The 16,526-nt window shown below is 70.4% G+C and carries 16 protein-coding genes and 1 pseudogene; 9 read left to right on the forward strand and 8 right to left on the reverse strand.

What is annotated here, in order from left to right:
• Window positions 1-6: 6 nt before the first annotated feature.
• From AB0C26_RS46025 to AB0C26_RS46035, 3 genes are read left to right on the forward strand one after another with little or no spacing between them, the layout of a single operon-like run.
• Window positions 7-3,000: a family 43 glycosylhydrolase gene (locus tag AB0C26_RS46025; protein ID WP_360261619.1), complete on the forward strand. Its 2,994-nt coding sequence runs from the start codon at window positions 7-9 to the stop codon at window positions 2,998-3,000.
• Window positions 3,001-3,010: 10 nt separating this feature from the next.
• Complete coding sequence (locus AB0C26_RS46030; RefSeq protein WP_360261621.1) at window positions 3,011-3,631, forward strand: hypothetical protein; 621 nt, start codon at window positions 3,011-3,013, stop codon at window positions 3,629-3,631.
• A gap of 8 nt (window positions 3,632-3,639) precedes the next feature.
• Window positions 3,640-4,584 carry a hypothetical protein gene (locus tag AB0C26_RS46035; protein ID WP_360261623.1) on the forward strand — a complete coding sequence of 315 codons (945 nt, stop codon included), beginning with the start codon at window positions 3,640-3,642 and terminating at the stop codon, window positions 4,582-4,584.
• On the opposite strand, the gene AB0C26_RS46040 is transcribed toward AB0C26_RS46035, so the two are convergent.
• Window positions 4,571-5,128 (reverse strand): TetR family transcriptional regulator, encoded by a 558-nt coding sequence (locus AB0C26_RS46040; RefSeq protein ID WP_360261625.1) that lies wholly within the window; start codon window positions 5,126-5,128, stop codon window positions 4,571-4,573. The two genes, AB0C26_RS46035 and AB0C26_RS46040, sit on opposite strands and share 14 nt — an antisense overlap.
• Before the next feature lie 111 nt (window positions 5,129-5,239).
• Here AB0C26_RS46040 and AB0C26_RS46045 point away from each other — a divergent pair, with 111 nt between their 5' ends.
• Together AB0C26_RS46045 and AB0C26_RS46050 are read left to right on the forward strand one after the other, a co-directional pair.
• Window positions 5,240-6,211: an alpha/beta hydrolase gene (locus AB0C26_RS46045; protein ID WP_360261628.1), complete on the forward strand. Its 972-nt coding sequence runs from the start codon at window positions 5,240-5,242 to the stop codon at window positions 6,209-6,211.
• 21 nt (window positions 6,212-6,232) lie between these two features.
• Complete coding sequence (locus AB0C26_RS46050; RefSeq protein ID WP_360261630.1) at window positions 6,233-7,102, forward strand: SDR family NAD(P)-dependent oxidoreductase; 870 nt, start codon at window positions 6,233-6,235, stop codon at window positions 7,100-7,102.
• A 45-nt stretch (window positions 7,103-7,147) separates the two neighbouring features.
• Here AB0C26_RS46050 and AB0C26_RS46055 read toward each other — a convergent pair whose 3' ends face one another.
• Window positions 7,148-8,374 (reverse strand): endonuclease/exonuclease/phosphatase family protein, encoded by a 1,227-nt coding sequence (locus tag AB0C26_RS46055; protein WP_360261633.1) that lies wholly within the window; start codon window positions 8,372-8,374, stop codon window positions 7,148-7,150.
• Window positions 8,375-8,430: 56 nt separating this feature from the next.
• Between AB0C26_RS46055 and AB0C26_RS46060 the strand changes: the two genes are divergently transcribed.
• The 3 genes and pseudogenes from AB0C26_RS46060 (at window position 8,431) to AB0C26_RS46070 (ending at window position 9,900) form a co-directional block, all read left to right on the forward strand.
• Window positions 8,431-9,495 carry an erythromycin esterase family protein gene (locus AB0C26_RS46060; protein WP_360261636.1) on the forward strand — a complete coding sequence of 355 codons (1,065 nt, stop codon included), beginning with the start codon at window positions 8,431-8,433 and terminating at the stop codon, window positions 9,493-9,495.
• A 103-nt stretch (window positions 9,496-9,598) separates the two neighbouring features.
• A pseudogene (locus tag AB0C26_RS46065) lies at window positions 9,599-9,718 on the forward strand (methyl-accepting chemotaxis protein); the annotation flags it as partial.
• Between the two features lie 2 nt (window positions 9,719-9,720).
• On the forward strand, window positions 9,721-9,900 hold the full coding sequence (locus AB0C26_RS46070) for a hypothetical protein (protein WP_360261659.1): 180 nt from the start codon (window positions 9,721-9,723) through the stop codon (window positions 9,898-9,900).
• 87 nt (window positions 9,901-9,987) lie between these two features.
• Here the strand turns inward: AB0C26_RS46070 and AB0C26_RS46075 are convergent, their stop codons facing one another.
• The 5 genes from AB0C26_RS46075 to AB0C26_RS46095 form a co-directional block, all read right to left on the reverse strand.
• Window positions 9,988-11,088 (reverse strand): alpha/beta fold hydrolase, encoded by a 1,101-nt coding sequence (locus AB0C26_RS46075; RefSeq protein ID WP_360261639.1) that lies wholly within the window; start codon window positions 11,086-11,088, stop codon window positions 9,988-9,990.
• A gap of 85 nt (window positions 11,089-11,173) precedes the next feature.
• A complete protein-coding gene (locus AB0C26_RS46080) occupies window positions 11,174-12,358 on the reverse strand; it encodes a serine hydrolase (protein WP_360261642.1) in 1,185 nt (394 codons plus the stop codon).
• Window positions 12,355-13,227, reverse strand: a complete 873-nt coding sequence (locus tag AB0C26_RS46085; protein ID WP_360261645.1) for a hypothetical protein — start codon at window positions 13,225-13,227, stop codon at window positions 12,355-12,357. Before AB0C26_RS46085 ends, AB0C26_RS46080 begins: the two co-directional genes overlap by 4 nt.
• 128 nt (window positions 13,228-13,355) lie before the next feature.
• The gene (locus AB0C26_RS46090) at window positions 13,356-14,270 is read right to left on the reverse strand and encodes a methyltransferase domain-containing protein (protein WP_360261648.1); all 915 of its coding nucleotides are present in this window, start codon (window positions 14,268-14,270) and stop codon (window positions 13,356-13,358) included.
• Window positions 14,248-14,910 (reverse strand): isochorismatase family protein, encoded by a 663-nt coding sequence (locus AB0C26_RS46095; protein WP_360261650.1) that lies wholly within the window; start codon window positions 14,908-14,910, stop codon window positions 14,248-14,250. The genes AB0C26_RS46090 and AB0C26_RS46095 overlap by 23 nt, the downstream gene beginning before the upstream one ends.
• Window positions 14,911-14,959: 49 nt before the next feature.
• Between AB0C26_RS46095 and AB0C26_RS46100 the strand changes: the two genes are divergently transcribed.
• Window positions 14,960-15,847, forward strand: a complete 888-nt coding sequence (locus AB0C26_RS46100; RefSeq protein ID WP_360261653.1) for a hydroxymethylglutaryl-CoA lyase — start codon at window positions 14,960-14,962, stop codon at window positions 15,845-15,847.
• 422 nt (window positions 15,848-16,269) lie between these two features.
• Here the strand turns inward: AB0C26_RS46100 and AB0C26_RS46105 are convergent.
• Window positions 16,270-16,526 (reverse strand): hypothetical protein (locus tag AB0C26_RS46105; RefSeq protein ID WP_360261656.1); only part of this gene is annotated, 257 nt, incomplete at its 5' end.

Here is a 16,526-nt window from a genome sequence, read left to right on the forward strand (position 1 = left end):
ATCGCCTTGAGACCGCTCTCCGCAGCGGTCGCGGGGATGGTCGCGGCCGGGTTGCTCCTCGCAGCACCCGCCGCGGCCGCCCAGGCGGCCGACCCGATCACTTTCACCCACGCCTCCAACCCGATCCTGGCCGACGGCTCCTACTACTCGGCCGACCCGGCGCCCCTCGTGGCCGGCGACCAGCTGTACATCTACACCGGCCACGACGAGGCCGGTCCCACCACCAACGACTTCATCATGAACGAGTGGGGCGCCTTCCGGACCGGGGACGTCACCTCGGGGGAGTGGACCCACTTCCCGTCCCTGATGCGGCCGGAGACCGTCTTCTCCTGGGCCGCACCGGGCCGGGCGTACGCCGGTCAGGTCGTCCAGGGCCCCGACGGGCGCTATTACTGGTACGTCCCGGTGAGCGAGCGCACCAGCACCGCCGCCGACAAGTTCGCGATCGGCGTGGCCGTCTCGGACAGCCCGACCGGCCCGTGGACCGACCACATCGGCGGCCCGCTCATCTCGCAGCGCACGCCGACCGCCAACGACATCCAGAACATCGACCCGACGGTCCTGGTCGAGGGGCAGCGGGTCTTCGTGTACTGGGGAACGTTCGGCCAGTTGCGCTTCCTGGAGTACCAGGCCGACATGAAGACCCCGGTCGGCACCCAGCGGGCCGTCACCGCGCCCACCGGCTACTTCGAGGCGCCCTGGCTCTTCAAACGGAACAACACCTACTACCTGGCGTACGCCGGCAACAACGCGGGGCCCACGTCCGCGTGCACCCCGGCCAACTACCACGCCTGCATCGCCTACGCGACCGCGTCCGCCCCGGAGGGGCCGTGGACGTACCGGGGTACCGTCCTCACCCCGGTCTCCTCGACCACCAGCCATCCGGGCATCCTCGAGTACGACGGCCAGTGGTACATCGCCTATCACACGGCCGACGCCGTGGGCGGCAACCACTTCCGCCGCTCGGTGGCGATCGACAAGGTCGAGTGGGACGACACCCAGTCGCCGCCGCGCCTGAAGCAGGTCGTCCAGACGCCGGTGAAGCAGCCGGACCGCACCCCACGAGCCAACATCGCCCAGGCGGCGCGGGTGACCGTCTCCAACAACCCGGTGCCCACGCAGTACTGGGTGAAGGCGCTCAACGACGAGATCGTGCGGGCCAACCCGCTGCCGCCGGACATGTGGGGTACCTGGACCGGCGACAACCCACCGCAGCAGTGGGTCCAGTACACCTGGGACCAGCCGATGCGGATCTCCGGGTCGCAGATCGAGTTCTGGAACGACCAGCCGCAGGGCACCGGCGTCGGCGTGGCCGCGCCGGCCAGGTGGAAGATCCAGTACTGGAACCTGAGCACCGGGCAGTGGGCCGACGTGCCTCACCCGAGCGGCTATCCCACGGCCACGCAGGGCTTCCAGAACACCACCTTCGACGCGGTCACCACCACCCAGGTGCGGGCGGTGTTCGACGCCTCGACCAACGGCGCCACCTACTCGGCGGTCGCCGTCGAGGAGTGGAAGGTCCTGGCCGCCCAGCCCGCCTCCGTCCCGGCCCCCGCCGTCACGGTCGAGGTCGGCGAGACCGATCTGCCGGCCACGCTCCCGGTCGACGGCCTCCAGATCCCGGTCTACTGGGACGCCGTCACCCCGGCCGATGTGGCCCAGCCCGGCCGGTTCACGGTGCCGGGCAGCGTGCTCGGCTATGCCGCCGGCCAGGTCACGGCCGAGGTCACCGTCATCTCACCGGCCGACACCGAGGGCGACACGACCGCGCCCACGCTCACGCTGACCCCGAGCGGCAGCGCGGGAACCGAGGGCTGGTACCGGTCGGCAGTCCGCGTCCGGGCCGCCGGAGCCGACGACCGCGGCGGCCGCATGACCATTCGAACCACTGTGGACAGCGCGGCACCGGTGGAGGCCACCCCGGTACGCCAGGCCGACGTCACGGTCACCGGCGACGGGCGGCACACGGTCACCGCGGCCGCGACCGACCGGGCCGGCAACACGTCGGCGCCGGCCACGCTCGCCGTGAACATCGACGCCACCGCCCCGGCCAGCACCGGCACGGTGGCCGACCGGAAGGTGACAGTCGCCGCCACCGACGCCACCTCGGGGGTGGCCCGCGTCGAGTACACGTTCGGCGACGGGACCTGGACGGCCTACGCCGGGCCCGTTTCCGCGCCCTCGGCCTCGAAGCACACGGTGTCGTTCCGCGCCCTCGACAAGGCGGGAAACCTCGAGACCGCCAAGTCGGTGGTCGTCCCGGCCGACCTGTCGGGGCCGCTGACCGGCAACGTGGCGCCGATCGCGGTGCCGACGGCGTCGTACACGGCCGGCTGGAACAGCGTCACCGCGCTCAACGACGACGCCGACCCGGCCGGCCCGGGCCAGGCCCAGATCTGGGGCACCTGGTCGGGCACCCGGCCGGCCACCCAGTGGATCCAGTACGACTGGTCCCGGCCGATCCGGCTCACCGGCGCCGAGCTCAAGTTCTGGCGGGACAGCGACAAGGGCACCGGCGACGGCGTGGCCGAACCCCGCGGCTGGAAACTCCAGTACTGGAACGGCACGGCCTTCACCGACGTGACCGACGCGAGTACGTACGGGACGAGCAGCACCGCCTTCAACAAGGTGACGTTCGACCCGGTCACCACCTCGCGGCTGCGGGCCATCGTCGACGCCGACGGCAACGGCACGACCTACTCGGCCGTGGCCGTCACCGAGTGGCGCGTGTTCGCCGACGAGAGCCGGCCCACGATCACGGTCACCGCGCAGCCCCGGTGCATCGCCGGGACGGCGTACCTGGCCGTGACCGCCCGCAACGCGGGGAACGCGGCCACCGGCGTCGAGCTCGTCACCGCGTACGGCAAGAAGGTCTTCGCGAATGTCGCCGCCGGCGGCTATGCCTACCAAGCCTTCGCCGCACGGACCTCCTCGGTGCCGGCCGGCACCGCGACCGCCAACGGCGTCACCGCCACCTACCCCGCGCTGAACTGCTCGTAGAGGAGAACAGATGAACAGAAGAACCCGCCTCAGCCTGGCCGCGGCCGGCTCGCTGCTCGCCGGCGTGGCCGTCCTCCCGGCCGCGGCCGTGGCCGATCCGGGCGACGAGGCCGAACTCGACGTCAGCGTCGACATCATCGAGATCAAGGAGCCCGGCGTGCTCGCGCTGACCGTGGCCGGAAACTCGGTGGCCCTGAAGGAGGACGGCTCGGACCTGCTGGTCCGGCAGTTCACCGGCACGCTGCCGACGGTCACCGTCACCGACACCCGCACCTTGGAGGAGATCCCGGCCGGGTCGGCCTGGGCCGTGCTGGGCAGCTCGACCGACTTCACCGCCACCGGGCGGCCGGCCATCACCGCCGACCACCTCGGCTGGAAGCCCAAGCTGATCGACGGCGGCGACTCCGGCCTGGTCGCCGAGGGTTCAGAGGTGGTGACCGTGCTGGACGAGCCGACCCAGCCCGGCAACAACGTCGGCCTCGTCGACCAGGAACTGCTGGTGTCCACGTACGACTCGGGCGAGGTGACCGGTGGCGCCTACACCGTCAACGCCGGACTCCACCTGCGTACCCCGGCCGACGTTCCGGCCGGCTCGTACCACGCCAAGCTGACCCTGTCCCTGTTCGAGTAAGGAACCCCATGCGTCGCGTCGCCGTTGCCGTCATCGCCGCCGCCCTCCTGCTGCCGGCGGTGCCGGCCGCGGCGGCGCCCGCATCCGGGTCCGTCACCTGGACCGTCCAGCCCGCCGCGAAGAACGGCCCGGACGGGCGCCGCTGGATCGAGCGGACGCTCGACCCCGGCACGACCGTCACCGAACACCTGGCGGTCCGCAACTTCTCCGACACCGGCGCGGTCTTCACGCTCAAGGCGGCCGACGGCTACCTCACCGGCAAGGGCCGGTTCAACATGCTGCCGTCCGACAAGAAGTCGGTCGACGGCGGTACTTGGATCAGCGTCCAGAAGTCCGTCACGGTCGGCCCCCGGCAGACGAAAGTCGTCCCCTTCACCATCACCGTCCCGGCCCAGGTGAGCCCCGGCGACCACCCGGCCGGCATCGCGGCGACCATCGCCGGCCGGCAGGGCACCGTCCAGGTCGAGAGCCGCGTCGGCTTCCGCGTCCTGCTGCGCGCCTCCGGCGAGATCCGCTCCAAGACGACCGCCGGCCACCTTCAGGCCCGGTACGAGCGCTCGTGGAATCCGTTCCGCCCGGGCGCCGTCGCGCTGTCCTACACGGCCGCCAACACCGGAAACGTCCGTCTGCCGGTCCAGGGCCGGGCCGAGGCCGCCGCCCTGTTCGCCACCCGCACGACCGCGACCGACCTGGGTGAGCTGTTGCCCGGCGGAATCACCACGGCCTCGGCGCGCGTGGACGTCTGGGCGCTGGGCCGGGTGACGACGACCGTGACCCTGTCCCAGGGCGAGCCCGTGACGGTGACGACCTGGTTCGTCCCGTGGCCACAACTGCTCGTGCTGGCCGCTCTCGCCGCCCTCGTCCTGCTGTGGCGCTGGCGGCGCCGGCGCTTGCAGCGCCTGCTGGAGCGGGCCCGGCAGGAGGGCCGGACGCTCGGGGTCAGGGCGCCGTGACGGCCCGGACCGCCTCGACGATCGCGGCCCGCTGAGCGTCCCGGTCGGCGGGCCGCGGCTCGAGCACCGGGGTCTGCCCCGACCCGGACAGGCTGAGGTGCACGACCAGGCTGAGCAACTGCTCGGCCGGGATCCGTGAGCTGACCAGACCGGCCCGCTGCGCGTCCTCCAGCTGGCGCAGCTTCGCCGCGTGCGAGGCCACCACGGCCGCCGGCAGCTCGTCGTCCGAGCGTTCCAGCTGGTACCAGGCGGCCAGCCGGACCAGCTCGGGATCGGTCTCGTACTGGTCGAAGAGGCGGCCCGCGTAGCCGGGCAGGTCGGCCGCGTCGAACGGGACCGTGTCGACCGACGCCGAGGCCAGGGTCTCGAACGCCGCGTCGAACAGCTGCGCCTTGTTACCGAAGTAGCGGAACAGCAGAGCGTTGTTCACCTCGGCCGCGCGGGTGATGCGGTCGACGCGGGCCCCGGCGATGCCGTAGCGGGCGAACTCCTCGATCGCGGCGCGCAGGATGGCGGTCTTGGTCTGCTCGGCTCGTGATGTCACCAGGCCAGGGTAATAAGTAGGTAGTTACTTGCGCCACGTACCCTGGCTGATTTGAGGACGGCGGCCTATGGTTCCTCGTGTAAGTAACTACCTACTTTTCGAGGAGGCGTCGTGACCGACTCACGACCGCCGTATGACGCTGAGCTGGAGCCCGTCCTGGCCGCGCTGAGCGAGCACCTGCCCCAGCCGATGACCTCCGACATGATCGGGCCGATGCGCGCGGCCACCGCCAGTCCGCCGGTGGAGACGCTGCTGGCCGGGCGGCCGATCGAGCACCTCGAACGGGTCGTCCCGGGCCCGGACGGCGGCCCCGGCCTGACCGTCTCGATCTTCCGGCGCGTCGACCACGCGGCCGCCGGCCCCGGCATCTTCCACACCCACGGGGGCGGCGGCATCATGGGCGACCGATTCGTCGGCGCCGACGTGTGGCTCGAATGGGTCGAGGAGTTCGACGCCGTCGCCGTCTCGGTGGAGTACCGGCTGGCTCCCGAGCACCCCGATCCGGCCGCCGTCGAGGACAGCTACGCCGCCCTGCTCTGGACCGCGGAGCACGCCGGGGAACTCGGCTTCGACCCCGCCCGCCTGCTGATCGCGGGGGAGAGCGCCGGCGGTGGCCTCGCCGCCGCCGTGGCCCTGCTCGCCCGCGACCGGCGCGGCCCGGCGCTCATCGGCCAGCTGCTGATGTACCCGATGCTCGACGACCGTAACGACACCGTGTCCAGCCACCAGTACGTCGGCACCGGGACGTGGGATCGCGGCAGCAACGAGATGGCGTGGAACGCCCGGCTCGGCGGCCGCCGGCACGGCGGCGAGGTGTCGGTCTACTCGGCACCCACCCGGGCCACGGATCTCTCGGGCCTTCCGCCGGCCTTCATCGACGTCGGCTCGGCCGAGCTGCTGCGCGACGAGGATGTGGCCTACGCGACGGCTCTGTGGGCCGCCGGTGGCCAGGCCGAGCTGCACGTGTGGCCCGGAGCGTTCCACGGCTTCGACCAGATCGCCCCGCAGGCCGCTATCTCGCGGATCGCGCGCTCGACGCGTACGGACTGGGTGGCCCGTCTCTTCACCGCCGCAAGTAAGTAACTAGTTACCTCAGGAGAAGCCATGAGCAAGACAGCTGTCGTCACCGGCACCACCACGGGCCTCGGCAAGGCCACCGTGGAGAAGTTCACCGCCGAGGGATGGAACGTCGTCGCCACCGTCCGCAAGGCCGCCGACCTCGACGTCCACGCCGGCAACCCGAACGTTCGGACCCTGCTGCTCGACGTCGACGACGAAGCGGCCGCGCCCGCCTTCGCCCACGCCGCCGTCGAGGCGTTCGGCCGGGTCGACGTCCTCGTGAACAACGCCGGCTACTTCCAGATGGGCCCGCTCGAGTCCTCGAGCATGGAGCAGATCCACCGCCAGTTCCAGACCAACGTGTTCGGCCTGCTGGCCCTCACCCAGGCGTTCCTGCCGGTCTTCCGCGGGCAGGGTTCGGGCGTCGTCGTCAACATCGCCTCGATCGGCGCCGAGGGCGGCTACCCGTACACGTCCGCCTACTCCGCCTCCAAGGCCGCGGTCCTGACCATCAGCGAGGCCCTGAACATCGAGATGAACGGCTTCGGCGTCCAGGTCAAGGCCGTGATGCCGGGCCAGCACGCGACCCGGATCTTCTCGAAGATCGACCGCCCGGAGATCGCGGTGGACGCGTACGAGGCCCCGATCAAGGCCTTCTTCGACCACATCCCCGAGTCCGGCTCCGACCCGGCCGTCGTCGCCGAGGTCGTCTTCGGCGCCGCCACCGACGGCCGGACCAACAAGGTGCACTACTACGCGGGCCCCGACGCGCTGGCCATCCCCCGGCTGAAGCGCCTGCTCGGCATCGAGAACTACTGGGAGGAGTTCCAGAACTTCGCCCTGGGCAAGCCGAGTCCCCTGTGGACCGTCCTCAACGTGCCGGCCGGGGACACGCCGCTCGAACGCATCCTCTGACGACCGTCCGCGCCCGGGGCAGCATTCGCCGCCCCGGGCGGGCGATCACTTGTGCAGATCGAGCCAGACGAGGCGGTGGTCCGAGGTGGGGAATCCGTTGACCGGGGCCCAGACCGGGTCGTACACGCCGGTGAGCCGCGACAGCGGGTCGGACTGCTTCGGCCAGAAGACGCCGGCGCCGGTCACCTTCAGGCCCTTGCCGGGCAGCACGTAGTCGGCGCGCAGGTTGCCCGGCGCGGTGTCGGCGAAGTCCGCCGTGTCGTAGCGCGGGTCGCCCCGGTGGATGGCGTTGGCGCCGCCCTGCAGGGCGGCCGCCTCGGCCGCGCCGGCACTCGACGGCCGGGTGCGGGAGTTGATCAGCGGGTGGTCCAGCAGCTGGTTGACCGCACCCTGGTAGGAATCGCCGTCCAGCGGGTCCGCGTTCTGATCGCCGGCGATGACGAAGTCCTGGCCTCGCTTCAGGCCGCCGCGGCGGCCCTGGTCGTCGTAGAAGTATCGGGCGCCCGCGACATAGTCGGCCCAGAACCTGATCTCGTCGTGGTTGCGGCGGCCGTTGCGGTCCTCAGGCCCGTCGAAGGTGGGCGGCGTCGGATGCGAGACCAGGAAGTGCACCGTCTTGCCGCGTACCCGCACCGGCACGTCCCAGTGGCTCTTCGACGAGAGCCGCAGCGCCGCCTGCTCCTCGGCCGAGTAGTAGTCGGTGGGCAGCAGGTTGCCCGGCATGTCCTTCCACTTGAACAGCTGGAAGGTCCGCACCGCCGACCGGTCGATCGGGTACTTCGAGTAGACGACCATCCCGTACTGGCCCGGGAAGAGCCCGAAGCCGTACGAGTCGTCGCCGTACGCCTGGTCGCCCGGCGTCGTGTCGGCGACGCCGTTGTCGTTCAGGTCGAAGCCCGACGCGACGCCCGTGTTGGAGGGCGCCACGAACCGGTACGGGTAGCGCTGCGCCGGCGCTCCGTTCTGCGAGACCCCGAGGAAGTTCTTCGCGAACAGGTCGGCCGCACGCGGGTCGTAGTCGAATTCGTTGAGCAGCACCACATCCGGGTGCGCGCGCTGAATGACCTCGGCGACGTTCTTCGCCTGCCGGCGGTACACGTCGTCCACGTCCGGGTCGGCCAGATGGTCGCGCAGCAGCCCCTGAGCGGGCCGGTTGAGCGACAGGTTGTAGGTCGCGACGCGCAGTTCGCGACTCTTATGGGCCTCGGCCGCCGCGGGCACGGCGCCGAGCGCCACCGTGGCCAGCACGGCGGTCACCAGTAGACGTCTCATGGTTCCGTCCTATCCGGAGCGACCTTGATCAATCAACAAACACTAAGGTCTGCCGGGTGAACATTTCCCTGTCGGGGCTCGGCGATCTGGTCGCCGGCGCCCGGGTCGTCGCGCTCGGCGAGTCGGCCCACCACGTCCGCGAGTACGACCTGGTCCGGCACCAGCTGCTGCAGTTCCTGGTGGAGGAGAAGGGTTTCACGGCGCTGGTCATGGAGTCCGGCTTCAGCGAGGGCTTGGCGCTGACCGCGTGGGACGGCTCGGGTGAGTTCCCCGAGGGTGCGATGACCTACCGCTTCGGCCGCAACCCCGAGATGCGGCACCTGATCGGCTGGGCCCGCGAGCGGGGTGTCGCCTTCTACGGCCTCGACCTGCCGGGCGACCTCGCCTCGATGAGCCCCGCCCTCGACCATCTCGCCGCATTCGAGGACGTCGGCGCCGTACGCCCGCACGCGGACAAGTTCGCGAGCGCGTTCACGATGCCCGCCCTGGCCGCGTACCGCGCCATGCCCCTGGAGGACCGCGACGCGCTGACGGTCGGCCTGGCCGAGCTCAGCGCTCGCTTCGCCGTCCGCCATCGCGGCGCCGCCGAGGCCCGGCACGAGTTGCGCCTGCTGGTGCTGCTCGACCAGATGCTGCGGGCCACCGATCCGTCTTTCAATGTGCGCGACGCCGCGATGGCGGAGACAGTCGATTGGGTACGCGCTCAGGGGCACCGCAAAATCGTGGTGGCGGCCGCCAACACGCACATCCAGCGCGTCTTCCCCGGCCTCGAGGTGCTCGGCAGCCACCTGGCGGCCGCGTACGGCGACGACTACCTGGCGATCGGCCTGACCGCGCACGGCGGCGTCACGCCGACCCGGCGCCCGGCCCCGGACGCCCCGGCCGGCGCCGAGACGGTGACCGTGCCGCTGCCGCCGCCCGTACCGGGCAGCGTCGAGGACTTCCTGGGCCCGCGACCCGTCATAGCCGACCTGCGCCCCCTGCGCGGCCGGCGCGGCCCCGACCGCATCCGCCTGCTCGACACCTGGCTCGAAGTGCCGGTCGCCGACGCGTACGACCTGATAGTGAACCTGCCCGAGATCAACCCGACCCCGGAGGGAGTCTGGAACGGCGGCCGCTGACCCCGGCAACCGGGACGAACTGCACCGTGAACTCCTACGGCGGGTCCATGTGACGACCCGGCTGGTCACCGGATTCCTCCTGCTGCCGCTCCGCCCGGGCACGGTCGCCCAGCAGACCAACCTGCTGGCCCCCAAAGCGACCATCGAGGCGGCCCGGGCCGGCGAGTCCGGCAAGGGCTTCGCCGTCGTCGCCGGCGAGGTGAAGGACCTGGCCCAGGAGACGAGATGTCCCGCGACATCGCCCAGTCCACCGCCGGCTCGGCCGACATCGCCGAGGCCATCGCCGCCCTCTCGCCCGGAGCCACCAGCACCAGCGACGGCGTGCTCGACATCAAGGCCGCCACCCGGGAGCTCTCCGGCCTCAGCAACGATCTCCGCGTCCTGATGGGTCAGTTCAAGGTGTGACCGCCGGTGTGACGGGGTGCGGGTGGCGGCGTCCCGGGCGGGGGGTGGTGCGCCCGGAACGCCGCCATGGTGGGGTGGGCGAGTGGGTCAGGCGAAGCGGGCCGCGATCCAGTCGGCGACCAGGGTGGTGCTCTCGAAGACGGCGCCGTCGTGGGTGGCCCCGTCGAGCTCGGTGTAGGTGACGGGCTGGCTGTACGCGCCGAGCTGGGCCCGCAGCGGGCCGGAGGTGAAGATGTACGGGACGGCCTCGTCGGCCGTGCCCTGCACCAGCAGCACCGGGGCGCTCGTGGCGGTCTGGCCCGGGTTCAGGTAGCGGGCCAGTTTGGTGACGACCGCGTCCGGCAGGGCGCCGCCGACGAGCAGCTCCTCGGCGGTCAGCGGGGCGAAGGCGTCCAGGATCTGGTAGAGGCAGCCGGACTGCAGCACCGGCACCTTCTGGCGGGCGGGCGGCGCCAGAAGGGTGTTCGGGTTGACGCTCGGGTCCACGGCCTGCAGGCCGTAGAGGCCCATGACCAGGTAGCCCTGACCGGCGGTGCCGGGGATGACCGGGGCGAACAGGTCGGCGTTGGAGACCGGGGCGATGGACGCGGTGCCGCGCAGGTCGAGCGGGCTGTCGTACGACGGGGCGATCTGGTTGACGAACAGGGCGCCCTGTCCACCCTGCGAGTGCCCGTCGACGACGTACTTCGTGGTCAGTGCCGGGTCGAGACGCCGCGCGGCCTTGACGCTGTCGATGATTGAACGGGCCTCGCTGTTGCCGATCAGGTACGGATGGGCGGTGGGGGTGCCGAGGCCGGGGTAGTCGGGCGCGGCCACCGTCCAGCCGCGCCGCAGCAGCTCCGCGATCGCGGCGCGGGCCTCGGGCCAGAAGACGGACTGGCTGGCCGAGGGGGAGCACTGGTCGGCCAGGCCGGTGGTGCCGTGACCCCACGCCACCGTCTTGTTGTTCTTGCCGGTCTTAGGCGTCAGAACGAGACCGGTGGCGGTGATGACGCCGCCGTTCACATTCGTCGTCACATACGAGATGCGCTTGCCGGTGGCCAGTGGGGAAAGCTCGGCCGGAAGGGTGGCCGTGACGTTCGTGATAACCGTCCCGGCCAATACCGCGCCTTGAGCGGGCGCGGAGAAGAGGGAGACACTGAGAATGATGGTGGCCGCAATGGCCAGCCGTCTCAGGGCAGGGTGCATCGTTCTTTCCTTTCGATTTCTGCGAAAAGCGCACAACGGGGTCCGGGCCGCAAGGGGCGCGGCCCGGAAGTTTAAAGGGGAATTGCTAGCGCGTTATCGCGAAATGGTCGGCGACGCGGCGCAGGGCGGCGACGGTCTCCCGGTCGCGGCTCTCGTCGTCCTGGGTCGGCCAGGCGCTGCACTTCACGATGACCACGTCGGCGGTGGGGTCGACGTAGAGGTACTGCCCGTGCACGCCGAGGGCGGTGAAGGCCTGGAAGCGCTCGGTGCCCAGCGTCCACCACTGGTTGGCGTATCCGTAGTGGTCGTAGCCGGAGGGGCCGAGGGCGCCCACGGCGAGCTGCGGTTGCTCGGAGCCGCGGCTGCGGCGGACCCAGTCGCGCGGCACGACCTGACGGCCGTTGGCCAGGCCGTCGTCGATCATGAGCTGGCCGAGTCGGGCCAGGTCACGAGCGGTGGCGTTGAACGAGCCGGCGCCGATCGCGGTGCGCGGGCGAGCCCGGGTCAGCCAGTAGTACGCGTCGCGGTCGGCGCCCAGGTGGCGCCAGAGGCGCTCCTCGGCGTACGCCGCGATGGTCTTGCCGGTGGCCGCCTCGAGAACCCAGCCGAGAATCTGCGCGTCGAACGTCGAGTAATTGAAACTCTCCCCGGCCGGCGCGCGCCGTTGCGCCCCACGGACCACGGTGGCCACGTCGCCGCCGCCCATGACGGCCTGCTCGAATCTCTTGATGCCGCTGTCGGCCACTTCCCACGTTTCCAGGTCGCCGACGCCGCTGCTCATGTCGAGGAGGTCGGCGATCGTGTTCTCCTCGTACGCCGTACCTATGAAGTCGGGCCGATAATCGGTGACCCGGTCTTTCACGCTGCCGATGACGCCGTCGTTCAGCGCTATTCCGATGAGCAGCGAGGTGACCGATTTGGAGATCGAGAACAATTGCATGCGGGTACGGGGGCCGGCGAAGGCGCCCGGGTACGTCTCGTGCACGATCGCGCCGTGGTGCAGCACCACGAAGGCGGTGGTGAAGGTTCGCCGGTGCAGCTCGGCCAGGCTGTAGTCGGCGTCCTCGAACCGGTAGGTCAGGTCGAGCGGGTGCGGGTCGAACGGCAGCGGCGAACGGAACGGGCCGCGGGCGACCCGCTCGGTCGGCATCAGCCAGTTCATGTGGGTGAACGTCCACTCGTTGATCGGCCTGCGCATGATCAGATCGCCCTGGCGGTCCCACCAGGAGGGTTCACGCGCGGCCGCGGCCGGCTCGGCTGTGCTGGTCATCTCGGCTCCCCGTTCTCCGGTCCACCCTCGAACAGTTCACGGAGGGTGAGCCCGGATGGTTCATCGGCGGGCTCGAGGTAGCTGCTCATGATGCCGAGAATCGCCATACCCAACAGGTTGTCCTCCACGACCCCCGCTCCGGGATCACCCATGTGGCGGACAGCGAACCCCTCGAGGACGGCGGCGATGATGTTGGTGAACTGCTCGATGGTGATCCCCTTGCGCAGCTGGAGGCCGCGCGACGAGATCGTGGTGTCGTAGATCTTCATCCACGGTTCGAGGGCGCCGCGGTAGTTGTTCGCGATGGCCGTGTGGATGCCGTCGTTGCGGTCGGCCGTGGCCACCATGATCAGTTGCAGCCGGAACAGGGGCATCCGGCAGATCGTCATGAGCTCCTGGTACGCCGAGCGGTAGACCGCGTCGACGAAGCTCACGTCGTCGACCAGCCAGTCGCCCCGCGTCTCCATCTCGGCCCCGTACTGCGGGTCGTAGCTCGCCGCGTGCAGCAGGAAGGTGAGCAGGTCGTTGAGGTAGTCGTCGTGGCTGGCCCAGGTCGAGCGGTACGGCCCGGCCCCTTTCTGCCGGAGGAACGGGGGGTCCAGCTCGGCCACCTCACGCGACAGCGCCCGCTCGGTCAGAAAGCTCAGCCCCGACCAGTACTGCTTACGGCCGTCCCCGTTGGGCGTGACCCGCTCGCCGGCGCCGAGATTGCGCTCGACCAGGTTCGATCCCGCCTTCAGGTAGGACGCGACCTTGAGCGAGTTCACCAGAGCGGCCCGGGTGGACTCACGGACACCCTTGACCCGGGTGACGATTCCCGAAAAATCCAGACAGTATGGGTAGGGAAGATCCTTCTTTCCGTACGTCATAGGAGTGATTCTGTCTCGGATTCGCGTTCCATCAAGTACGCGCGTGCGTAGTACTCGGAGGCTAGTCCTTCAGTCGATTTCTAATGGTGAAATCGTGGCAATGGGTAACCGAGCCATCACGCATTGAATTATTTCACTGGTTCTTTCACCGCGCGGAGGTACGCGACGGCGAGCGTCCGCCGCACCGGAGTGCCCTCCAGGGCCGTCATCGCGGCGTCCAGCCGCTCGCGCTCGGCGGGAGTGAGCGCCGCCTCGATCGCCTCGCCGTACGTCGGCGCGAGCGGATTGGGCGCGGTCCTTTTCAGGCCCTCCCAATCCGCGAACGGTTCGCCCGGCACGTCGAGCTGAGCCCGGTAATCGAGCTCGACCGCGCCGAATCCGGTGCGGTGAGCCCAATCCAGCAGATCCCGCTCGTCGAAGCCGACCAGAACGTCGTCCCGCGACGCGGAGCGGAATGCGGCGACCACCTTGGCGACAAGATCGTCGGCCCCGGTCGTGAGCGGCGTGCCGAACAGGTGGCCGGGCCGGTACTCGGCGAGGAACCGGTTGATCGGCTCGAAGATCGACAGCCGGCCGCCGGGCCGGAGGACCCGATGGAACTCGGCGAAGGCCGCCGCCCGCTGCTCGCTGTAAATCAGCACCGACCGGGTGGTGACGACGTCCACTTCGCCGTCCGGGATCGCCGACAAATCGGACGCATCGGCCCGGACGAAGCGGCAACGATCATCATCGCCGGCCCGGCGACGGCATTCATCCAGCAGATCCTGCGAAATATCGCTGAAGATCACTCGCCCGTCCGGGCCCAGCCGCTCAAGGGCGCCGAACGCGATCAGCCCCGTACCGCAGCCGACGTCGAGCACCGTGTCGCCCGGCTCGAGGTCGGCCCGGTCGAGCACCCCGTCACGGAATGCCTCCAAACCTGGGGCGTGCCGTCCGCGCATCGCCGCCGAGCCGCCGTCACGCCTGGTCAGCAGCCAGCTGGCCCACCTGTCGGTGCTCATCGGCTCACCGTACCGTGGATCAACTCCGCGGCGGTTCGCCATCGTGGTGCGAACGAAATCGACTGAGCTGACGGACTGCTTCGTCGAGAGCGATCACGTCGGCGTACTTGGCGTCGAGGTCGAACAGATTGGACTCGTGCGGGCCGGGGTCCCGGTCGGCGCAGGCCTCTCGTACGACCATGGGGCGAAAGCCGTTCTGCAGGGCGTCCAGGGCCGACGCCCGTACGCAACCGCTGGTCGAGAAACCGCCGATGGCCAGCGTATCCACGCCGTGGGAGGCGAGCCAGGCCGCGAGCGAGGTGCCGGCGAAGGCGCTGGCGTAATGCTTGACCACGACGAGGTCGCCCGGCTCGGGTGACAGGGGCGGCGTGAACGCGGCGAGCGGGCTCCCGCCGGCGAAGACCGCGAGCGCCGGAACCTTGGCCGCGAACAGCGGCGCCTCAGCGCAGGAGGTGTCGGCGAAGTGGACGCGCGTCCAGATGACCGGCAGTCCGGCCGAGCGGGCCGCCGAGGCCAGAGCGAACATCGCCGTCGCGGCCTCCTGGCCCGACTTCAGATAGAGGGGCGACCCGGCCTTCGTGTAGGCGAGCGCGGGATCCACCAGCAGGACGGCCGGGCGGTTCCCCCAGCCGAGACGCCGGGCGAAGCCGGCGGCGGCATAGTCTCGATCGAGATCCGGCATCACTCACTTTATCCCGGCCGGCGCTCTTCTATGGAACAGGGAATCGAAGATGGAGATCGTCGAGGTGGGGCCGCGCGACGGCCTGCAGAACGAGAAGCGCGTGCTCGGCACGGAGACCAAAACCGATTTCGTACGCCGGGCGATCGCGGCCGGGCTGCGCCGCCTCGAGGTGGCGGCCTTCGCCCGCCCCGACCGCGTCCCGCAGATGGCCGACGCCGAGGCCGTCCTGGAGTCGGTGCCACGAGCGGAGGGCGTCCGTTACATCGCCCTCGTGCTCAACGCCCGCGGGCTCGACCGCGCCCTGGCCCTCACCAACCGGCCGCACGAGATCAACTACGTCGTGGTCGCCACCGACGAGTTCTCCGAGCGCAACCAGGGCGTACCCACGATGGAATCCCTGGCCGGCTTCCGGGCTGTCGCCGCCCGCGCCCGAGCCGAGGGATTCGCTGTCACCCTCACGGTTGCCGCCGCCTTCGGCTGTCCGTTCACAGGCGAGGTCACCCCCGAACGGGTACGGGACGTGGTCGCGGCCGCCGGCGACGACGTCGACGAACTGTGCCTGGCCGACACCATCGGCGTCGGCGTCCCCGCTCAGGTGACCGCCCTCGCGGCCGCCGTCCGGGAGGTCTCCGCCGCCCCGCTCCGGGCCCACTTCCACAACACCCGCAACGCCGGCTACGCCAACGCGATCGCCGCCGCCGCGGCCGGGTTCCGGGCCCTGGACGCCAGTCTCGGCGGCATCGGCGGCTGCCCGTTCGCTCCGGCCGCCACCGGGAACATCGCCACCGAGGATCTCGCCTACCTGCTCAACCGCAGCGACGAACCCACCGGCGTCGACGTGCCCGCGGCCGCGGCCGCGGGCACCTGGATCGGTGAGCGGCTGGGACTACCGGTCGTTCCCGCCCAGCTCGGCCGGGCCGGGAACTTCCCCGCGTAAGACCCACTCGCGTCAGGACCGTCGGTGCGGACCCGACGGTCGCCGGCATAGTGCGACGGCGTGCTCCTACAACGCGGAGCCGGCCAACGGCATGGGTGGTCCCAGCCGGCCTTCACCTGGTTGGTCGCCCTCGCTGCCTTCTCCATCTCCTCCTCCTCCTTCCTCCTCCTCTCCCTGGCGCCGTCGGCACCCAGCTCGCGGGTACCGCCCAGTCGCAACCCCTCGGGGGCGTTTGCGCCTCCTGCTTCGCGGGTTCAGCGCCTTGCGTGTGCGGTCAAGCCGCCTCCATCTGGGCGGACGCGCTCGGCCGGACCCCGATTTGGCGTTGCGGCGATGAGGGGGTAATGTTTTCCGAGCCGCCAGGGAGACGGGCGAGCGAGCGGGACTCTTCACGAGGCCCGGCGCGGCCGTCCTGACGGAAATCATGAACTCAGCGGGGTTCGCTTTGCTGCGCCTTCGGGTCGGCGGTGCGGGTCGCGGTGGTGAATGGTGCCCACGGTTTCTTCGAAACGCTGAATTTGGCGGAACGGGAAACGGCGGGTAAAGTAATTCCAGGCAAGCGCGCCGGGGCGGTTAACCGGAACGCGGTTGTTCTTTGAGAACTCAACAGGGTGCTTGATAAGCCAGTGCCAATTAAGTAATACCCCGGCCGGCTTCTCTTTGCGGAGAGTCGGTGGGA

Source organism: Actinoplanes sp. NPDC048796 (assembly GCF_040650035.1).
Taxonomy (GTDB): domain Bacteria; phylum Actinomycetota; class Actinomycetes; order Mycobacteriales; family Micromonosporaceae; genus Actinoplanes.